The following is a 19,649-nucleotide window of genomic DNA, read 5'->3' on the forward strand; positions in this document are numbered from 1 at the left end:
TACAAGTACTACTATCTAATCCCAATTTAAAAGGGCACAAAAATTTTGTGCCCCTACCCCTCTATCGTATACTTTTCAAATTGCTATCACAATTATTTACCAGAACAGTAAGTATTAATTTCATTAACTAGCTTAGTTTCTTCGCCACTATTCTTTTTCAAAGATGCTAAAGCAGTATTTGCTGATTTTAAATTCTTTTTATCTATGGCTGTTGCCGTATCTTTTAAACCCTTGCTAGTACTTTGATATAAAGTGAGAAAGCGCCCTTGAAAGCCTTGTAATTTTTCATCTTTGATTTCTAGCCCTTTCATCTCTGTGGTAATTGTGTCTATCTTGGCGGCTACTTCAGTTAAAGCTTTAGAACCTTTCTGAGGATTAGGATTTTTACCAAAGTCTTGACCTACTGTAACTGCCTGATTTGCTACCTTAACTATTTTGTTACATTGAGCAACCTTACTTTCTCCACAGCCTGCAAATAGTAATGCGATCGCAGTAGCTCCAGAAACTATAATACTTTGTTTAATCATTATTTTCTCGACTAGATTTTGCAAAATCCCGAGTTAGGTATTGGTCAAGATACGTTATACTCCATACTCTCGGTCAATAGTATTAAGTTATACTAATTTATTGCAGTTTAAAGTTACATACTTGCGTGTTGCAAATTAAACAACTCAGCACAATATTCGCGTTGCTCAAGTCCCCGATTTGGGAATTAATTTTAGTGAAGCAGCAGTGTTAGCACTTACAGTCTGCGGTTCCCAAAGCATGGGATGGTATTCAATTTTGCGCCAAGTATCAACCATATCTGTGTAGTGAGTATGGAAGGCGTGACCTGATTGACCGGGTGCAAGAATTGCTACCGAATTATCAAGATTTTTTAAATCAACAATCATCCGTAGGGAAGGAATATCCGTCACCTCAAAAGATTTGTGTGCTTGCCAACGATTAGCGTTGACGGTTTCCCCATTACCAGCCGTAGCAAAAGCACCACGATTAAATAAAGCTTCAATAGGTATAACGCCAGATTTACCTAAGGTTGCATTGCGAAAAGTAATAGTATGTAATTTACCCCAATTCCAAGATTTTGGGTCTTTGCCTTGAATATGTTCGAGTTCATTGACAGCTTCGGTAAAAGCTTGTCGCAAAATTTGGTCGCGATTCTCGACTTTGGGGGTTCTAAGATTATCCCACCAGCTACTATTTGGCTGTTTGGCAAGATTTTTAACTACCTCATACCAGCGATCGCCACCATCAGGAAAGTATTCCTTGGGTAACTGATCGTGAAAAGTATCTGCTAGCAAATGTTTCCAGAATACTTCAAATAAAGCCGCTGCCGATGAGGGCATTTCTAACTGCAAATTCCAATTTAGAAGTAATTTCCTGGCTGCTTCTAGGCGGGGAGTATCGAAAGAGATAGTTTCAAATAAGGGTGATAGAGTTTGGGCATTTAAATTTCGATTATCTCCCTGTATCGACTCGACATCCAGCAGAGATAGAGGTTGATTTGACTGGGAAATCATCTCGACAATCCGCTGTGCGCGGTAGCCATAAACCCAGTCTGTAGTAATCAAATAAGGATACTTATTTTGTACTAAATTATTAGCTGTAGCAATGTAACCTTGGAGTGGATTAAAACTTTTGGGTAATTGCTCAAAGTCAATATAGCCTAACCACTCGTATTCATCAGTCCAACCAGGTACAGGATAGCGTCCATTGCCCTTGGCTCTAATCGGGAATCTACCAGGCATTTGGTAGCCAATGTTGCCATCAACATCAGCATAAACTAAATTTTGAGCAGGGACATCAAAGTTTTTCGCGGCTGTGCGGAACTCTTGCCAGTTTTGGGCGCGATTTAATAAAGGAATAGAATACCCCAATGTGGCAGGTTCTAAAGCTGTCCAACGCAGGGAAACGGCATATTTTGACGGGATTTCTACTCCGTGATTTGCTGGGAATTGCTGCAAGTTGGGTGAGACATCCGAGAGAATAGGGCCGTGTCTGGTGTAGCGCACTGTTTGGACAATTGGCTGACTCCCCGCCACTTGAATTGTCTCTTTCACCAATTGCATATCTACCCATTTCCCATTTACCTCATACTGGTTGGGGTTATTGGGGTTGATTTTCTCAATGTATAAATCCATCACATCTGGTTCAACATTGGTCACGCCCCAAGCAATGCGATCGCTATGACCGATAATTACTCCTAGCATCCCCGCAAAGGAAAAGCCTGTGACGTTATAGGGACATTCCTCACTTTTGGGCGTACAGTGCAGACCAACCTCATACCAAATAGAAGGCATTTGTACTGCTAGGTGCGGATCGTTTGCTAATATCGGCTTACCTGTAGTGGTGCGTTTCCCCGATATTACCCAGTTATTCGAGCCAATCCCAATACCCCTAGAACCAATTAATTCCTCTAAAGCCAGCATTGGTTGGGCGATTGATTCTAAGGCTGGGGTAATTGCTGCGGTTTCTTTTTGAATACTAGAGGCAATTAATTCTGTCTCATCAAAATTGTTCTGTTCCCCTGTTTTTCTTTTTTGCTGGTCTGGTAAAATTACTGGTAAATCTTGGGGATATGGTGGGAAAAGTTCCTCTACCTGAGCCAAGTTTAAAGTTTTGAGGAGAATGGTACGTTCAATTTCTCGCTCGAAGTTTCTGCCCAGGTCGTAAGCCATAACCTTACCCCAAGTTAAGGAGTGCAGCATTTGCCAAGGTTCAGGTTTATACCCAGGATTCAGCAGTTTCAACACAGCATATTCTAGACTCAGGGCGCTACCTTGATGCTCTGCTAGATAAGCATTTACCCCTTCAGAGTATGCTTCTAGATATGCTTTCATCTCTGCATTCATTTGTGCGATTTCTTGCTGTGCTACCCTAGCCCAACCCATTGTCCGCAAGTACTTGTCAGTTGCTACTTGGGAAGCACCAAACATTTCTGAAAGTCGCCCGGAACCGATGTGTCTCCAGAAGTCCATTTGCCAAAAGCGGTCTTGGGCGTGGATGTAGCCTTGCGCCATGAAGAGATCGTGGGAGTTGGCGGCGTAAATATGGGGAACTCCCCATCGATCGCGCTGGACAGTTACCTCAGCTTTTAGTCCCGAAAGAGCGATCGCCCCATTGTCTTGAGGAAAAGATTGACGTACAGTATGGGTGGCAAACCCCACTAGTGATAGACCCAACACTAGTATGACAATGACAAGATTTTTTAATGTCTTGTGCAACCAAACTTTTCTGGATCTTCTCATTGGCGCAGGTTGTGGCGTTATTAATCAAACCACTGGACATTGTACTGCGGTTGGGGTGCGCTGTTGATTTTTTAGCTGACACAAACTGAAGCGATCGTCTTCACAAGTAGCCCAAGCCACAACACCATCTTCAGCAGTTAGTTATGATTTTTGGGTCGGAAAATCTCTGTTAACTCTTCTTTAGTCATGTTATACGGAAACGGATAGGTTTTCGCATCAGGACTGCGACGATTCACAAATAATTCTCGGATGGCTTCATCATCAGTTGGGTGTTGTCGTATATAAGCTTTTAATTCTTGACGAGTCATTTTAGTAAAATCAGGCTGAGTCATCTTCGTAAAACTCCCAACTTCCATCTTCCAAAATAATAATTTCTATGCCTTCATTCATCCCGGCTAGTATAAATATATGTTTATATAACGCATCATATCTAAATAAGTGTATAGGCTGTAGCATATCTGAAAGTGATTGACAGACACACACTGAAGCGATCGCTTGTTCGCGGGTTGGCATTTAGTCAAACATTTTTGCAATATCTTTTAATTTTAACTAAAACAGTGATTGAAAAATAACAAATGACAGCCCTCTCCTGTCGGAGACGCTACGCGTAGATTGCTTCCTCGAAGGGGTACGCTAATTATCTTTAAATTACGCCGATCTATTTATGATGACTCCCGTACTAAATGAATGTTTTCCTTTGGCGCTGACTTTGCTTCTACCATGTTGAAATCAACAATTGGTTGCACGGGCTGCATAGCAGTTAGATAAGATGAAATCTGTGCCCCTAAATTTCGCAGGCAAGTAAGTTTATCAATATTATTAAAATCTATGCTGGTAAAACTATCTTTGGTAGCTAGCACTGATATTAAATAGATTTGTGAATGCTTTCCTGTGGTCGAATCAATTGTTTGCACAAATCCATTAAATACAACTGTATCTAGATGTTGAGCTAGATCTGCGGTGAAAACTTCGTTAATCGTGCGCAAAGCGATCGCAGTTACTATATCTTGGTATAACTCTTCAATTTCAACTGGCTTTCTAGCTATGCCGCGAATCTCATCTTTACTATGGTCGTATTGCACCTCTGCTATTGTCGGGATAATTTTAGCCTTGGGCAGTTCATACTCAATCTTTAACTGTTTAGATTCGGGTACATAAGCTACTTGGAATTGTTGGGGCAACGCCACCTTGTCTTCATTTGTATAGGAGATGTATTGGAACTCTTCCAAGGTTGGATATTCCGAACGTTCTAATACCATCTCATTATAAATTTCTACAGCAGATGCCTCTCCGTCTTGGTAAGCTGCTGCTAATTCATCTATCTCAGCATTGCGCTTTTTAATATCTAAAATAAAACTATGCTTTTTCCATTCATAATTTGCTTTAAGATGCTCTAGAGATACTTGGCGGCTAGATTCTGTTTCTTCATATTGTTTCTGCGCCATCTGATAATTCAATTCGGCTTTTTTAAGTGAATTTATATAATGCTTTTCTAAGAAAGGCAGCAGTCTCATGAGCCATTTAGGAGGAGATTTTGGCTGGCAAAATTGTAGCTTTTTTGATTCTGCTAATAATTCCTGCGGTAGTTCCATTGGGGGAAATGTTTCCCGAATCCGCAAGTGTTCAAATGAAACTGAATCTTCTGCCTTGAGACTATGTTCTAATAGCGTTTGCAACTGATGTATCCATTCTGCTAGCTCATCATTAATATCATCAACATCAGATAAACGTTGCTCTAGGTAATTATCCTTAGGCTGATTTGGCTTTTCCTGTAAAGCTTTCTCGTTATCATAGGAGGCAAGTTTTCTTTTGATTTCACACTCCCTTTGAGCGCGAGCAACTTTTTTAGCAGTGGATTTCATCAAACCGGATGGTTTGTTTCTCAGGGACATTTTTGAAGCTCCTAATTTTTTATACAAACTACCTTATAAGTAGAACTTGAAGTATCTTCTATTATTAACCTAACTAAACTAATTTGCTGCTTTCTTCTTGTAGGGATTAATACCATATTGGATACAGGTTACTTAGTATGCTATTTGGTATTGAAAGTTCAGTAATTTAGACGATCGTGTCTCTAATATAACTCAATAACCTTGTACTAGAAGAAATATTATATACTTACATACCTCTCATAAAATGTTCATAGCGATCGCCACCAATATTTTCAAAGACTTTTACCCGTGAAAACAAGATAGATTCATGTGAGTTTTTTGACCAAAAAATCTAAACCTTGAATATCTCAAACAGAACTTTACACCTTTTTGTTAGACATTAGTGCATTAGAAGCTACTTTTAAAGAGATGTAAAGATTACAGCCTGAGAATATAGTTTTTTATCCATCTTAGAGAAAACTATATATTCATGGAGTTGCTCGCAAAGGCAGTACAACACCATTTAAACTAATGGAATATATACGCCGTAATTTTGTTTCCTCTGCAACACTTGCAGGGGAATTAATTTATATTACTCAGTAGTAACTCACCAAAATTTTATCCCTGTTTTTCCCTGTCTATTTTCCAGCTATAGGAATTAATTAAAGGTAGAATGCCTTGGCGATCGAATTTTCTGCCTAACCAACATGAGACTCAGTATTTTTGAGAGTCAGCCTTATTTAACTTGAAAATCTTAGAGTTGAAATGTGAGAAACCCGTGAGCAATCCCAAGATTATGGCGCAAATAATTGCTTGAATCGGCTTGTTTTACATTTCTTAAGAAATCAAGTTTTAGACCCAGCTACAATAATTCCCAGGAAACTCTTGAGCAGCAGCTATAATACCGAGAATTATTTTGCATAGGTATGAGGAGGTAAGAAATGGGATTAGCTGGGTTAAGAATTGTTTTGATGGAGCCAGCTGGTCCAATGAATGTGGGGTCGATCGCTAGGGTAATGAAAAATTTTGGACTTAATCATTTGGTAATAGTCAATCCCCAATGCGATCCGCTGTCAATGGAAGCGATGAAAATGGCAGTTCATGCCAAAGAGATTTTAGAATCTGCTGTCTTAGTAGCAACATTACCTGAAGCTTTGCAGGGATGTGTCAGGGTAATAGCCACTACCGGCAGAGTTCGCAGTACAGACACGCCTTTAGAAAACCCCCGCACGGCACTACCTTGGTTATTAGAAGAATTAGACAAACCAGTCGCGCTGATTTTTGGTAGAGAAGATCGGGGATTAAGCAATGAAGAATTAAATTATGCTCAACGGTTTGTGATGATTCCCACACATGAGAGTTATCAATCCCTGAATCTGGCTACGGCCGTGGCTATCTGCTGTTATGAACTGGCACAATCTCCGGAATTATCTGCAACTGAGTCACCACCAACAGAACAGGCTGCTTGGGATGTGGTGGAAGCTTATTATCAACAATTAGAATCTTTACTGCTGAAAATTGGTTATCTTTATCCGCATACCGCAGCTAGCCGAATGGAAAAATTTCGGCAACTATATAACCGTACACACCTGCAAACGACTGAAGTAGCTATGTTGCGAGGGATTTTGCGGCAAGTAGAATGGGCAATTACCAGCCAGAGCGATCGTGAAATCTTGTAATTCATCGCTTAATATGTACGCATTCATCCCCCCAAAATAGATAATATGGCCTAAACTAAACACAAAAATGCTACTTAGTGGCAAAAAGTGTTTTCAGTATTAAAGTAAAGGTACTTGAGGAGTGAGTTTTGGGTCGGGAGTCAGCAGGAAAAAAATCGAGTGGGTCACAAGGAGTAGGGGTGTCAGAATCAAGTGACAAACTAAGAGCTTTCTCGCGGCGTCAACCCGGAAACCGCCGCCAGCGTCCGCGCAAAGTTCAAAACGCGGAACAAAAAAAAGTGAAAGTTCCTAACCAAAAGCGTGCTGTCGCTAAAGAAGCTACGCTGACACGGGTAACGAAGAGTGCTAATCATTCTCCAATGGCGGCTGGGGTATCCAGGTCAAGACCGGGGTTGGTCATGCCAGCAGCAGTGAAACCAATACCTAGAACCAAGGTAATGACTCCTCAAGTACAATCCAGTGCTGTGAAGATGAAGACAGTACGGATCGATCGGCATGGGTCGCCGAAAACAGCCATGCGATCGCGCAAGACACGTTTAAAACCAATGGCAAGAACCCTGCTGTATACCATGCGGCTGTTGATCGTGGGAGTTGGTATCGGCGCGATTATGGGTACGGTGTTGTCTGTATTAGACCCAGCTACGCGAATGACTCCAACTTCTTCATCTAATAGTAATGCTGGTCAATCCCAACCCCAACCTACTCCAACTGCACAAACGCCTTCTGGCTTATATTTATCTCAAGAAATTAACTCCTTAAAAACTGCCGTGCAAAACCTGGTGGCAGCAAATCCAAATCTGACACCGGGAGTTTTGTTAGTAGATTTGGATACAGGCGCTTATGTAGATGTGAATAGCGCTGCTAGTTTTCCCGCAGCCAGTACAATTAAAATCCCAATTTTGGTGGCCTTTTTCCAAGATTTAGATGCAGGGAAAATCCGCCTGGATGAAATGCTGACCATGCAGCAACCGATGATTGCTGGTGGCTCCGGAAATATGCAATACAAGCCAGCTGGAACTCAGTTCACAGCTTTAGAAGTCGTCACGAAGATGATTACCATCAGCGACAATACAGCCACAAATATGCTGATTGCGCGACTGGGAGGGATAGAAGCACTTAACCAACGTTTCCGCAGCTGGGGTTTGACAACTACCGCAATTCGCAATCAACTCCCAGATTTACAAGGGACAAACACTACTAGTCCCAAGGAATTGGCAACTTTGTTGGCGATGGTAAATCAGGGGAATTTGGTGAATATGCGATCGCGCGATCGCTTGCTTGATATCATGCGCCAAACCCAAAGAGATAATTTACTACCCTCTGGTTTAGGAGCAGGTGCGAGTATTGCCCATAAAACAGGCGATATTGGCACAATGCTGGCAGATGCAGGTTTAGTTGATATCCCAACTGGCAAGCGCTACATAGCTTCAGTGATGGTACAACGTCCCAATAACGATGCTCGCGCCGAAAAGCTCATTAGTGCAATTTCTCGCGCCGCTTACCAGCAATTTAGCCAAAATGCAACCATACCCAGTAATACAACAACCAATATGCCGCCTGCAACTGGTTTTCAGTCACCAGTAATGGCTCCTCCTGTACCTAACAGTACAGTCAATACTGTACCCATGCCCAACAACAGTACAGTCAACACCGTACCCATGCCCAACAACAGTACGGTCAACACCATACCCATGAATGGTTATCAACCCCCAATTGTGTCTCCTTATCCCAACAGTATGGTAAATCCCATGCTTAATCCTGGTTATCCATCATCGCCGATGGTGAATCCCCAGTATTATCCACCTAGATAAGTAGGTTGGCGCAATTAAAGATAACTGGCGATAATTTTCACACTCCCCAGCGCTAGAAGCGCGGGGATTATTTTTACATTTGTTTATATATTGACGTTGACAACAAAACATCTTGATGAAGCGAGAAAGATGCAAAGAGATTGAAGAGTAACAGGATTTTAGAGAAACTGTATTAAATACAAGTTAACAAAAACATCATGAAGTATGAAAAAAAGGCGAAGTAATTCGCTTAAAGGATGAAAATGAAAATGGAATGGTTCATTCCCAATTTGCTTATTCATACTTTACATTTCATCCTTCATTTAACATGACAACAACTACACCTTCAATCGAATTTTTTGCCGGACTTTTTGAAGAACTGAGCAATGTCAGTTTACGTCGTGAAGTCCGCACTGGTAAACGCATAGTTGTAATGTTTTTTGAGAAATTGCAAGCCTTGGAAGGATTTAACAGCTTTACCAAACCATCTTTGAATTCCTTGCGGTTAACTGATGAAGAAGGCGAAATGAATATTACTCCTGCTTCTACTCGATTCATTTTTGGCGGTGATGAAGGGGATGAACTACAGCGAGTCGAGTGTAAATTGGAAATTGAGCAAGATGACCGTTGGGAAAGATTTATGCGATTTATGCATCGCTATGCTGAGGCTAATGGCATGGAATATGGCGAACGTTAAATTTTGCTGCGATCGCTCATAGCAATTCATCCTCATAGGAAGATGTTGACAAAAAGGGATTTTAATTAATTGCAATTGACCCTTGACTCTCGACTAAGCAATTAACTGTTCTAAAGCATTTTTCAAGTCTCGTGTTAACTGACTCGTAGCGTTTCGAGATGCTTGGCGATCGCCTTGAGAATTTGCCCAGCGTTCTGTAACAGAAATTGGTTCGCCTACATTAATTTGTGCTGTTCGCCAACCTAAGCGGGGACGTGCGGGGGTTTTGCGATCGCTAATTCGCGATAGCATATCAAACATCAGTAGCGTGATTTCAGCACAGCGTTCGGCAGTTGGTTGTTCCTGAATATAGCTGGCGGTGACGGCGACAAAACTTTCGACTAAGCGCATATGTCGCATTCGCAAATCTCCTTCTTGGGCAATCCAGTCTGCCAAACCGCGTTTGAGGGGTGATAAAGCCGCGATATCAGCGACATCTTCCCGGTAAATGTAACTCCAACCAGCTTCTTCTAAACGACGACAGCGATCGATAAAATTTCCCTGTGGCTGGATATTAAAATATTGTTCGGACACGTGTAAAGCAGTATCTAGCAGGCGGTGCAGACGGGAAGTTATATCTCGATCGGGAACAGCAGGGAGATTTTGATGATAGAAACGGCGATAAAATTCTTCCATCTCAGAAATAACGTGTTCAGCCAGCCGACAAAGGCGGTGATTGTAAATTTCTGACTCCCCATTCATACCATTCTCGACTGGTAAGGCTGGTAAACCGCTAACAGCTTCTAATTTAGTTAACAGGCGCTCCAGTTTTGACCAAGGTGGGTTAACGTAGCGATACTGGATAGCGATCGGTACAATAAACACAGTCTCAGGACGGTTGGCTTTGGCTAAGTCTTCTACACACCAAAACCCCAGTTGAGAAACACCAGGTTCCAAGGGACTCACAATGCCACTATGACCATTAGTACCGCCTTCAGGTGCAACTGAGATTGGCATTTGACTATTGGCAAATAAATCTCGTGCTGTTTGGATCGCTTGTCTATCTAATCGCTTACCTCGACGAATTGCGACACCTCCCAGCAAAGAGAAAAACCAACCCAGCCAGTCTCCAGCCCACAAAGTCATACCGCGATCGTAGAGAAAGTGCGAGTGAACCGGATATTGCAACTTGATTCCTTGCTGACGCGCGACTTTTGGCACAATCCGCGAAAGTAAATAGAACATACACAGAGGATCGTCTACCTCTGGATGCCGAAACGCCAGCAAAAAGCGAATTTTGCCCGCTTGGAACTTTTCATATAGCTGGGCTAACACCTCAGCATTTTTAGCTTCAATCTGGATAATACCTGCTGGCAACCAGGGTCGCAGCCGCAAACGCAACATCAATGGCAGCAACCACTTAGCAATCTGGAGTATGACTGCGTGAAAGCGCGGCGGAATAAATTTTAGTGGTGGTTGGATGGATTGAATCGAGTTAGGCAAGTTGCTCTCCAGATGGTTTTTCAGAATCGCCTACTTGATTTTGACACTTTTAAAAGTGGGCGATCGCGCTTTCAAGATAATTATGGATAACAACAATCGATGATGTAAGTACAATTGCTTTCAGACTATTTAAGCGATCGGCAGCCTCTGCCTTACCTTAACCAATAATAAATACAATAAATATGTACGCTAACCTACAATTAGCTAGCAAAAGCTTAACGCTTTTTTGATAGTATAAAAACTCTGACTCGTTAAATAACGATTGATGTATGAGCAAAGGCACCCTGTTCGATAAAGTTTGGGACTTACATACCGTTGGCACACTGCCATCAGGACTAACGCAACTATTTATCGGGCTTCACCTCATCCATGAAGTCACTAGTCCCCAGGCCTTTGCGATGTTACGGGAAAGAGGTTTAAAAGTACTGTTTCCTCAGCGCACTATAGCTACGGTGGATCATATTGTGCCTACAGATAATCAGGCACGTCCCTTTGTCGATAAGATGGCAGAGGAAATGATCCAGGCGCTAGAGCAGAATTGTCAAGAAAATGGCATAACTTTTTACAATATAGGTTCTGGCAGTCAAGGTATTGTCCACGTCATCGCTCCAGAACAAGGACTTACCCAGCCAGGAATGACCATTGCTTGTGGTGATAGTCACACTTCTAGTCATGGTGCATTTGGGGCGATCGCATTTGGGATTGGTACTAGCCAAGTACGCGATGTTCTCGCTTCCCAAACCCTGGCCCTGTCGAAATTAAAAGTCCGCAAAATTGAAGTTAATGGCACTCTCAACCCTGGTGTCTACGCTAAAGATGTCATCCTCCATATCATCCGCACCTTAGGCGTTAAAGGTGGTGTAGGTTACGCCTACGAATACGCAGGTACAACCTTTGAGCAAATGAATATGGAAGAGAGGATGACCGTCTGCAATATGGCGATCGAAGGCGGGGCGCGTTGTGGTTACGTCAACCCCGATCGCGTCACCTACGACTACCTCAAAGGTAGAGACTTCGCACCCAAAGGCGCAGATTGGGATAAAGCTGTGGCTTGGTGGGAATCTATTAAGAGTGATACCGATGCTGAATACGACGATGTGGTGGTATTCGATGCTGCGGAAATTCCCCCCACAGTTACCTGGGGAATTACCCCCGGTCAAGGTATCGGCGTCAACCAATTGATACCCAAGCCCGACCAACTGGCAGAAGAAGACCGATTTGTCGCGGAAGAAGCTTACAATTACATGGATTTGTTTCCCGGTCAACCGATCAAAGGCACTAAAGTTGATGTCTGCTTCATTGGTAGTTGCACCAACGGTAGAATCAGCGATTTACGGGAAGCGGCGAAAATTGCCCAAGGTCGCCACGTTGCAGAGGGAGTCAAAGCCTTTGTCGTTCCTGGTTCCGAGAGAGTCAAAAAAGAAGCAGAAGCCGAAGGATTAGATAAAATCTTCCAAGCAGCTGGATTTGAATGGCGCGAACCAGGATGTTCTATGTGTTTAGCCATGAACCCAGACAAACTGCAAGGAAGACAAATCAGCGCTTCTTCTTCCAATCGCAACTTTAAAGGTAGACAAGGTTCAGCTTCTGGCCGCACGCTGCTGATGAGTCCGGCGATGGTTGCGACTGCTGCGATTAAAGGCGAAGTCGCCGACGTGCGAGAGTTGCTTTAATTAATTTAATTGCCCAGATACCCGACTTCTACAAGAAGTCGGGTATCTAAATCCGACATAACATAACCTAAAAAACTAATACCACAACTCTCTGCAATTCTTCTATCTTCGTGTTCTTTGTGTCCTTCGCGGTTCGTTTCCAAATAAATTTATGGTAAGTGAAGTTAAACAAGTCTCCGGGCGCGGCGTACCTTTAGTAGGCGATGATATAGATACCGATCGCATCATCCCCGCCCGCTATTTAAAAGCCATCACCTTTGATGGATTAGGTGAAGGTGCGTTTATCGACGATCGCACAGCACTCAAAGGCGAACATCCCTTCGATCGACCACAATACCAAGGTGCGAATATTTTAATAGTTAACCGCAACTTTGGCTGCGGTTCATCAAGGGAACACGCACCCCAAGCGCTTGCGAAATGGGGAATTAAAGCCTTAATTGGTGAAAGCTTCGCTGAAATCTTTTTCGGTAACTGCGTGGCGATGGGTATTCCTTGCGTAACAGCTGATAGTACCACCATCAAAAAGCTGCAAGAACTAGTAGCTAACAATCCCCAAGTATCGGTGACAGTAAATCTGGAAACCTTGCAAGTACAAATTGATGATTACACTACTCCCATATCTATTAATGAAGGTACAAGAAGCACCTTCACTTCTGGGACTTGGGATGCTTGCGGTCAGTTAGTAGCTAATGCCGATAAAGTTCGGGAAACTGCGGCAAAGCTACCTTATGTAGGTTGGGGTAATTTAGCAGCGAGTTAAGATATTCCCAAGCATCCAACTTGATTTCAAATATTGAGATGAGGCGCTTTTAGGCAATGTTTAGAGATAGCATTGCCTACTATAATTTTTTGGAGTTTAAAATTGAATAAACATGAAGCAATGGTCATCATAACATGGTAGCAATAGTAACCCCAGCAGAAAGTAGGGTTTTACTGCAAGGTATCAGTTGGCAGACTTTTAAAGCCATGTTGGCAGATATGGGAAATGAGCGCAACACTAGGCTAGCGTATGAAAAAGGTATATTAGAAATCATGACCCCACTAATGCCGCATGAGAACTCAAATCGTTTAATAGAGAGCTTTGTTCTTGTGCTGTGTGAAGAATTGGGTTTAGAAGTTAAAAGCACTGGTTCTTTAACAATGACGCGAGAAGAGTTGGAACATGGTGCAGAACCAGATAGCAGCTACTATATTCAGAATGAATTGCTAGTCAGAAATAAAGAACATATAGATTTAGTTTTAGATCCACCTCCAGATTTAGTTCTGGAAGTTGAATATTCTAAACCCAAGATTGATAAATTTAGCCTTTACGCTTCTATGGGTGTTCCTGAATTCTGGAGATACAACGGAACAGTATTGCGAATCTACACTCTTTCTGGTAACAAATATTTAGAAGCTGAAATTAGCCCTACCTTTGTTCCCGTGCGAGTTAAGGAGATTCCTAACTTTATTATAGAAAGCAAAAAATCTGGACAAATCGCGACAATGCGTGCTTTTCGCACTTGGGTTAAGCAGCAGATATCTAGATAAAAAGAATGTTCTTTCTATTACAAAATTTTTCGCTTAAATTGCAGGGCGAACAACACGAATTAATTTTGTTTTTAAAGTTTCTTCTGCTGTTACAGCTTCATTAATGCATCCTACAAACTGCTCCCAGTTACGATTATTAGTACAAACAATAATACCGGAATGGTTATAATTTTGGCGATGCAGGCGGATGAAATCATCACGGTTAATGGTTAAAATTGAGCGTTCTTGGCTGATAGCAAAAGCTAACACTTCTTCGTCTGGAATTCCTTGATTTGTATTGCCTGCTTCTTGGGCTGTCAAAACATCATGCCCCAAAGTACGTAATATTTCTACGACGGGAAATGGAAATTGCTCATCTGTATAAAAACGTGCCATTAGCTAGGCAGCCTCATTACGGACAATAGCCAGTTCAATTTCATCAGCATGAGCCTCTGCGTATGTCCAAGCATTCGCTAAGTCGGTACTAGTAAGGTTTGGATAGCTTGTTAAAAGGTCGGCATCACTGTATCCCAAACGACGAGCTTCCACAAGTACCCAAATGGGAATACGAGTTTTAGCGATGCGAGCTTCTCCACCACAAACTCTAGGAGTTTTCTCAATCCCTTGCCAACTACTCCCAAGACTTTGAGCTAATAATTGAATAGCTTGCACTTTTTCACTAGGACTCAGAGCAAGAAGATGTTGCTCTAACTCTTCGAGTTTCATTTTTCTATTCTCCTCACTCTAGAGAATGTTTGTATTTCTTATTTTATCAACGTAGAAGTATTGCATTAATTTTGTGTGTAAACACAAAGCAATATTTATATCTGACTATACACGCATCACTCATAACAAATAAGTGAGAGATTTATCAAGATAAGAGTAAGGGCAACAATCATATTGTGCCCTGACAAAATTTATCTTGTTTGTTGTTAACTACTTGCGAATGCCATCATTATCAATCGCACTGTAACTTTCACTGCTCATCAGCCCCAACCAAGGATCTGAATTAGGAGTTAAAAATAATTCGCTGTAAACTTTTTCATTCAGCTTACTGACATCATTAGTTTCATTACCTTGCATAAACCACTGATGAATTTGGCTGTGCAATGTATATTCATTTCTCACAGAATCTAATGCCATTGCTGCCTCAAAATTACCAACAACACGGTTTAAATTATCAGAATTGCTTCCTTGAAAACGTTTGTTACGTATTAATGAAATACTGTTATTGTCTAACTTTGCATCTTTGGTGTAGAGTTGGGCAATTCGCTGCCATGTTGCCGAGTCAGTAATGTCTTGGAGTGCGACTTGATTATTATTAGCAGATGTGATGTTTCGTAGTAGAGGAGATTCAACTCGCATCTTGCTAACAGCTAGCGTACCAGCCACGCTAGCACTAGGTGTTTCATTCTCATTAGGCATTTCCACAAGACGAGGGAGGTTTTTGATACCTAATTTTGCTAAATCTGCTCCCCATTGGCGTTGAGTAGAAGCTAATTGTTGACGGTGGTAGTCACGCAAAAAGCCAGCACGTACTACACCTCTTGAATTGCTATATTCTTTAACTGCTTTCTCGCCAGCGACTAACTGACGTAAAAATGCTTGCGGCCCGTATAAACCGGGAATCGCATCAACTGGCTCACCGGAACTATCTAGAATGTAGTGAATGCTATTACCTGTAAGGGTGCGTTCTAGCTTGCGTCCGTCGCCAAAATCTACAGTGACTTTGGGTACAGGACGTACAGATTGCCAGTGTAGAATATAGCGATCGCGTAAAAATTGGGAAATTTCCGCATTGGGATATAAAGAAACGCGGAAGAAGCGGCTATTAGCACAGCTTAAATCTTGGTCGAGATTGCCCAACAAACGTAGTGAGAGGATAGGTTTATTACTCGCTTTAGCGGCGGCTTTAGCTTGTTCTAAATCGGTGTACCAATAAAGCTTAGAAGCATAACAATCCCGTTGTTGGCAAAGCTTATCTAACGCCTCGCGCATCTGTGGTGAAGGATTTTTAAGTTCCTGGGCGTGAGTGTTAAGAAATTTATCTAAACCGCGTGGCCCTTGCGATCGCAGTACCGCAACTTCTTGTAGTAATTGTCCGTTGTTTGTGCTGGGAATTTTAGCGTCAGCAGTTTGTGACAACCCTATACCGATCGAGGCTAAGACTACTGCTGTATTAATAAGTGAAAATTTCATATCTTATTCGCTGATTCCTGAAGTTTTTTATAAATAAATACGACTTTAGAGGTAGTAATTAGTTCCACTATATAAGAAAGATATAGCTAAAACCACAAAATTGTAATTGCAGCTTGAAACTATGATGAAGTAATTATGATGTCTAGAGCGTCAGTTTAATTTTATTTGAGTAGAATAAATACTAATTGTGTAGTTTGTTTAAGCTACGCGTGCAGCATAATTTCTGACTGAGAATTTGACCAACTCGAATATTTTTGAAGATAATAATTCTCTGCGATTATTTAAAAAATCTATATGTAGAGTGGAAATTGCCCACTCTACATATATGTCTGAACTGTTGACTTTTGTCAAAAGACATTAGTTTTGAAGCAACTTCAGGATAGCAAAAGTCCCTCCGAGAAAAAGCACAAGAAATGGTAATTTGTTCATAACAGAAGTAAGCGATCGCCAACGAGTAGAGAGTAATGAAATTTTGTGTTTCTTGGTTTGCACCCAAAAATAATATATCTGTAGTAGCCGAGTGATAAATCGAAAAGAACTACTGTTCTTAAGGTAGCGACCACTGGGCGGTGATTTAAGAATATTGCGTAAAACTAAGCCTGTTCTTGCTGCTAAATCTTCTAGAATAATTGGCGGAATACTCTTAGTTAGTTTTTCTAAGCCAATATGGTATTGATTGCGAAAATAATCATCGATTTTTTCTGGTTCTTTTAATATCTGCTGGTTCGCATCTTCCAATACTTTTTCTAAATCTGTCTTGAGAATTGCTCTGTGTCCGACTGTCACAATCGTATCTAGGAAGTTGGATAATTCTTCGCCTTTTAGGGTTTGATTTGGCGCAGCTAGCTTTGTTAAATAATGGATAATGCTTGCTTTTTCCGATGGTGTTGCTTCTGGTAGCGCTTCATCCACTAGCTGACTCAAATATTGTTGGGTTGTCTCTTCCCTATCATTTAGTTGACGACTTAAGAAACCAGAGAAATTTTGTAAAGCATCTGGGGTTAGCAAGGCTTCTACGATGCGGTTTAATCCATCTAAACGTCCCCATAAAATATCGTTAGAACGCCAGGATTTTTTGAAAAAGCCACCAAAAGCATATAGTTGATCGCCTGCTAATTTTTCTTCTAATCCTTTACCTTTACCAAAACCAAACTGAGCGACATCAGGACTAATTCTGATAATTTCGAGTTGTTCTTTGGCTTGAATATTAGAAAGATATTCATAGGAATAAACTTCCTCATCCATATAACGGAAACCCTGAAAATAGCCAAGTAACTCTTTAACAAGAGCAATTTGACTGGAGTTAATCAATTTTTCTGTTGCTTCTTCTACCTTAAACAAAATACTGCAATAGGGGACGCCATTATTCTCAAAGCTTTTGTTTTTTTTAAACTCATCATTTAAATTGTATGGCGAATTATCTTCTGCTAATTTGTTTGGTTCTACTAACTTTGCTCTGTGTTTAAGTCGAGAGTAGACATCAGATACTTTATCGGAAATTAGCCTTTTATCTTGTTCGTTTAATTCCTCTTGTTCTGGAATAAGGGCATAGGGTAAATTTTTAAAAAAGTCAGTTTTGACAATTTTTTCTGGCTGTTCTAACTCATCAATATCTTCAGCCGTATAAGTTGATGTGTCTGTTGGTATGAATTCCGGTAAATCTTGGGTATCCAACAAAAACCGATGTAACCCCAATAAATAGTTATAAATTTGCTGGCGTGCTTGCTCTCGATTTCCTTGCGCCTGTGCAATCAGACTGTAAAATTTTTGACTCACTGGCTCTGATTGCAGCATTCTTTCTAAAGCTGCTTGAATAATCTCTAAAAGTTCTACCTGATGACTCAATTTATCTGCTAATTGCTTGAGCACTGGTGCATCCTGCTGATATTGAGGAGCAACCATAAACTGACAGATTTTTTCTAGCAGATAGAAGTGTTTCCTAAGAGCGTAATCAACATCTAAATTACGAATTTGAATGCCAAAATCATGCAGAAAAGCTTCACGTTCTTCCTGCTTTTCCCGATCTGTAATATATGTAGTCAGAATTTGAGCAGCAGTCTCTAAAATTGCTTGTTTTTTGTGATTTTGCTGACCGTTTTCAGCAGAAGTGCTGACTCGATCGATTCTCAAGAGTAAAGGTAGAATGCGATCGCGTAACCCCACAAGCCGACACCGCAAGTAAATTTGTTGTCGGCGTTCTTCATCACCAGAGGGTTGATAATCTTTGAATTGTACAGTATTTCGTCTTTGTTCTCCCATTCGTTCAGCAGTAGCACGCAAGAATTTATACCGTAAAACTCGCTGATTTTGCTCTTTAATTTCTTGCAAATCATTGGAAATACTCTCATATCGAGGTAATCCCACTAGCGAATCAGAAACTGTTTTCCAAATATTGGGTTGAGCCATTTTCTTAAATTTAGGACTACCCAAAAATTGATCGGGAGTAGGATCGATATAGAATAAGCGACGTTTTACTGGACGATGAGCAGTACGATAATAAATTTCGCGAATTGTATAACTAAAAGGACGATTATCTAAAACTCCACCATCTACAAAATGAAGGCGATGACCATTCTCAGTATCCTTAATAGCAGGTAGTTCTCGATTATCAAGCTGTCCCCATTTCACCAAATGCCGATCTACTGCATAATTAAAATATTTTTTATAATCTTGATGTTGAGTATCTTGGAGAATAGCAGCTAATTTTTCTGTGTCAATACTTTGTAAATCTGGATTATCTAACTCAACAGTAACTACAGGAAAAGCCACAGGAAAACAAGAAGTGATTCGACATAGTTTCGCCAATGCGGTGTGAGCAGCCGGTGATTTTTTAGGTAAGAAGGGATGCTTGCGACCGCGACGATATTTGAGTTGAAATACAGCGCGATGATCTTTAACTTCAATCAAGGAACCTGTATTATCAAAAGCTGTGTATACTTTACCTAATGTATCTGTACCAGTGACAAATAAATCTAGTTCGCTAGAATCAGAAAACCACTCATCTTTTTTAGGTGCAGGTTTCTTGTTTTCCCATGCTTGATTGAAAGCATTGGTGAGTTGATCTTGATAATATCCCTCACCATCTAAAATAGAATTAATGTCTTTTTGAGAATTAGGATCTCGTAAGAGTTGGTTAATGTCACCACTCTCTCGCCAAATCTCTGCAAAATCCTGAAAATCCACTACAAGTTCGCGATCGCTATTGGTGAGAGCATAACTTAACAAAACACCATTAATACCCCCAGCAGATGTCCCGGAGATTACATCAACAATAATGTCAGAATCTGTCAGTGCTTTAATTAGCTTATATATGCCTCGACCTCGCACTGCGTTGTAAAATTCTCGGCATACACCATTCATGTAAATAGCTAGAGAAACGCCTCCGTAAACGACCAACCCTAAACGGTATTCTTGGCTAAACTCAGGTGTTTTCAACGGTAGATTTGCACTGGAAGTCATGATAGTTTTGCTAATTTAAAGTTAAAAGTTAGATCGAGCCTT

General features: G+C 41.1%; 17 protein-coding genes. 6 read left to right on the plus strand and 11 right to left on the minus strand.

Annotated features, from left to right (window positions below; all coding sequences use genetic code 11):
- Nucleotides 1-92: 92 nt before the first annotated feature.
- The 5 genes from AACU33_RS03755 to AACU33_RS03775 all read right to left on the minus strand — a co-directional run bounded on the left by AACU33_RS03755 (nt 93) and on the right by AACU33_RS03775 (nt 5,140).
- Entirely contained in the window at nt 93-527 is a 435-nt protein-coding gene (locus AACU33_RS03755; RefSeq protein ID WP_096587107.1) for a hypothetical protein, read from the minus strand.
- A 165-nt stretch (nt 528-692) separates the two neighbouring features.
- The gene (locus AACU33_RS03760; protein WP_096587108.1) at nt 693-3,248 is read right to left on the minus strand and encodes a penicillin acylase family protein; all 2,556 of its coding nucleotides are present in this window, start codon (nt 3,246-3,248) and stop codon (nt 693-695) included.
- A gap of 137 nt (nt 3,249-3,385) precedes the next feature.
- Nucleotides 3,386-3,580 (minus strand): DUF6887 family protein, encoded by a 195-nt coding sequence (locus AACU33_RS03765; RefSeq protein WP_096587109.1) that lies wholly within the window; start codon nt 3,578-3,580, stop codon nt 3,386-3,388.
- The gene (locus tag AACU33_RS03770) at nt 3,567-3,761 is read right to left on the minus strand and encodes a DUF6888 family protein (protein WP_096587110.1); all 195 of its coding nucleotides are present in this window, start codon (nt 3,759-3,761) and stop codon (nt 3,567-3,569) included. The genes AACU33_RS03765 and AACU33_RS03770 overlap by 14 nt, the downstream gene beginning before the upstream one ends.
- A gap of 149 nt (nt 3,762-3,910) precedes the next feature.
- Nucleotides 3,911-5,140, minus strand: coding sequence for a hypothetical protein (locus AACU33_RS03775; RefSeq protein ID WP_339375742.1), 1,230 nt, complete (start codon nt 5,138-5,140; stop codon nt 3,911-3,913).
- A 920-nt stretch (nt 5,141-6,060) separates the two neighbouring features.
- Between AACU33_RS03775 and AACU33_RS03780 the strand changes: the two genes are divergently transcribed.
- The 3 genes from AACU33_RS03780 (at nt 6,061) to psb28 (ending at nt 9,285) form a co-directional block, all read left to right on the plus strand.
- On the plus strand, nt 6,061-6,798 hold the full coding sequence (locus AACU33_RS03780; protein WP_096587112.1) for an RNA methyltransferase: 738 nt from the start codon (nt 6,061-6,063) through the stop codon (nt 6,796-6,798).
- A 179-nt stretch (nt 6,799-6,977) separates the two neighbouring features.
- On the plus strand, nt 6,978-8,609 hold the full coding sequence (locus AACU33_RS03785) for a serine hydrolase (protein ID WP_339375743.1): 1,632 nt from the start codon (nt 6,978-6,980) through the stop codon (nt 8,607-8,609).
- A 307-nt stretch (nt 8,610-8,916) separates the two neighbouring features.
- Nucleotides 8,917-9,285 (plus strand): photosystem II reaction center protein Psb28, encoded by a 369-nt coding sequence (gene psb28, locus AACU33_RS03790; protein WP_096595118.1) that lies wholly within the window; start codon nt 8,917-8,919, stop codon nt 9,283-9,285.
- A gap of 93 nt (nt 9,286-9,378) precedes the next feature.
- On the opposite strand, the gene AACU33_RS03795 is transcribed toward psb28, so the two are convergent.
- Nucleotides 9,379-10,767, minus strand: coding sequence for a 1-acyl-sn-glycerol-3-phosphate acyltransferase (locus tag AACU33_RS03795; protein ID WP_096587114.1), 1,389 nt, complete (start codon nt 10,765-10,767; stop codon nt 9,379-9,381).
- A gap of 269 nt (nt 10,768-11,036) precedes the next feature.
- Between AACU33_RS03795 and leuC the strand changes: the two genes are divergently transcribed.
- The gene (gene leuC / locus AACU33_RS03800) at nt 11,037-12,440 is read left to right on the plus strand and encodes a 3-isopropylmalate dehydratase large subunit (protein WP_096587115.1); all 1,404 of its coding nucleotides are present in this window, start codon (nt 11,037-11,039) and stop codon (nt 12,438-12,440) included.
- A gap of 5 nt (nt 12,441-12,445) precedes the next feature.
- Here the strand turns inward: leuC and AACU33_RS03805 are convergent, their stop codons facing one another.
- On the minus strand, nt 12,446-12,583 hold the full coding sequence (locus tag AACU33_RS03805; protein WP_339375744.1) for a hypothetical protein: 138 nt from the start codon (nt 12,581-12,583) through the stop codon (nt 12,446-12,448).
- A gap of 8 nt (nt 12,584-12,591) precedes the next feature.
- On the opposite strand from AACU33_RS03805, the gene leuD reads away from it, so the two are divergent.
- Both leuD and AACU33_RS03815 read left to right on the plus strand, forming a co-directional pair.
- Nucleotides 12,592-13,200 (plus strand): 3-isopropylmalate dehydratase small subunit, encoded by a 609-nt coding sequence (gene leuD, locus AACU33_RS03810; protein ID WP_096587116.1) that lies wholly within the window; start codon nt 12,592-12,594, stop codon nt 13,198-13,200.
- Nucleotides 13,201-13,334: 134 nt separating this feature from the next.
- Nucleotides 13,335-13,970 carry a Uma2 family endonuclease gene (locus tag AACU33_RS03815; protein WP_096587117.1) on the plus strand — a complete coding sequence of 212 codons (636 nt, stop codon included), beginning with the start codon at nt 13,335-13,337 and terminating at the stop codon, nt 13,968-13,970.
- A 33-nt stretch (nt 13,971-14,003) separates the two neighbouring features.
- Here the strand turns inward: AACU33_RS03815 and AACU33_RS03820 are convergent, their stop codons facing one another.
- From AACU33_RS03820 to AACU33_RS03835, 4 genes are all read right to left on the minus strand, one after another.
- Entirely contained in the window at nt 14,004-14,345 is a 342-nt protein-coding gene (locus tag AACU33_RS03820) for a DUF5615 family PIN-like protein (protein ID WP_096587118.1), read from the minus strand.
- Nucleotides 14,346-14,348: 3 nt separating this feature from the next.
- Nucleotides 14,349-14,675, minus strand: coding sequence for a DUF433 domain-containing protein (locus AACU33_RS03825; RefSeq protein WP_096587119.1), 327 nt, complete (start codon nt 14,673-14,675; stop codon nt 14,349-14,351).
- A 210-nt stretch (nt 14,676-14,885) separates the two neighbouring features.
- Nucleotides 14,886-16,148: a hypothetical protein gene (locus tag AACU33_RS03830; protein WP_096587120.1), complete on the minus strand. Its 1,263-nt coding sequence runs from the start codon at nt 16,146-16,148 to the stop codon at nt 14,886-14,888.
- Between the two features lie 357 nt (nt 16,149-16,505).
- Nucleotides 16,506-19,607, minus strand: coding sequence for a patatin-like protein (locus AACU33_RS03835; RefSeq protein WP_096587121.1), 3,102 nt, complete (start codon nt 19,605-19,607; stop codon nt 16,506-16,508).
- Nucleotides 19,608-19,649 lie beyond the last annotated feature (42 nt).

The organism is Calothrix sp. NIES-2098, assembly GCF_963875125.1.
Taxonomy (GTDB): Bacteria; Cyanobacteriota; Cyanobacteriia; order Cyanobacteriales; family Nostocaceae; genus Aulosira.

Bases quoted from the DNA above. Each gene is read 5' to 3' on its own strand.
- AACU33_RS03755 (WP_096587107.1), bottom strand. From the start codon at position 527: ATGATTAAACAAAGTATTATAGTTTCTGGAGCTACTGCGATCGCATTA.
- AACU33_RS03760 (WP_096587108.1), bottom strand. From the start codon at position 3,248: ATGAGAAGATCCAGAAAAGTTTGGTTGCACAAGACATTAAAAAATCTT.
- AACU33_RS03765 (WP_096587109.1), bottom strand. From the start codon at position 3,580: ATGACTCAGCCTGATTTTACTAAAATGACTCGTCAAGAATTAAAAGCT.
- AACU33_RS03770 (WP_096587110.1), bottom strand. From the start codon at position 3,761: ATGCCAACCCGCGAACAAGCGATCGCTTCAGTGTGTGTCTGTCAATCA.
- AACU33_RS03775 (WP_339375742.1), bottom strand. From the start codon at position 5,140: ATGTCCCTGAGAAACAAACCATCCGGTTTGATGAAATCCACTGCTAAA.
- AACU33_RS03780 (WP_096587112.1), top strand. From the start codon at position 6,061: ATGGGATTAGCTGGGTTAAGAATTGTTTTGATGGAGCCAGCTGGTCCA.
- psb28 (WP_096595118.1), top strand. From the start codon at position 8,917: ATGACAACAACTACACCTTCAATCGAATTTTTTGCCGGACTTTTTGAA.
- leuC (WP_096587115.1), top strand. From the start codon at position 11,037: ATGAGCAAAGGCACCCTGTTCGATAAAGTTTGGGACTTACATACCGTT.
- leuD (WP_096587116.1), top strand. From the start codon at position 12,592: ATGGTAAGTGAAGTTAAACAAGTCTCCGGGCGCGGCGTACCTTTAGTA.
- AACU33_RS03815 (WP_096587117.1), top strand. From the start codon at position 13,335: ATGGTAGCAATAGTAACCCCAGCAGAAAGTAGGGTTTTACTGCAAGGT.
- AACU33_RS03820 (WP_096587118.1), bottom strand. From the start codon at position 14,345: ATGGCACGTTTTTATACAGATGAGCAATTTCCATTTCCCGTCGTAGAA.
- AACU33_RS03825 (WP_096587119.1), bottom strand. From the start codon at position 14,675: ATGAAACTCGAAGAGTTAGAGCAACATCTTCTTGCTCTGAGTCCTAGT.
- AACU33_RS03830 (WP_096587120.1), bottom strand. From the start codon at position 16,148: ATGAAATTTTCACTTATTAATACAGCAGTAGTCTTAGCCTCGATCGGT.
- AACU33_RS03835 (WP_096587121.1), bottom strand. From the start codon at position 19,607: ATGACTTCCAGTGCAAATCTACCGTTGAAAACACCTGAGTTTAGCCAA.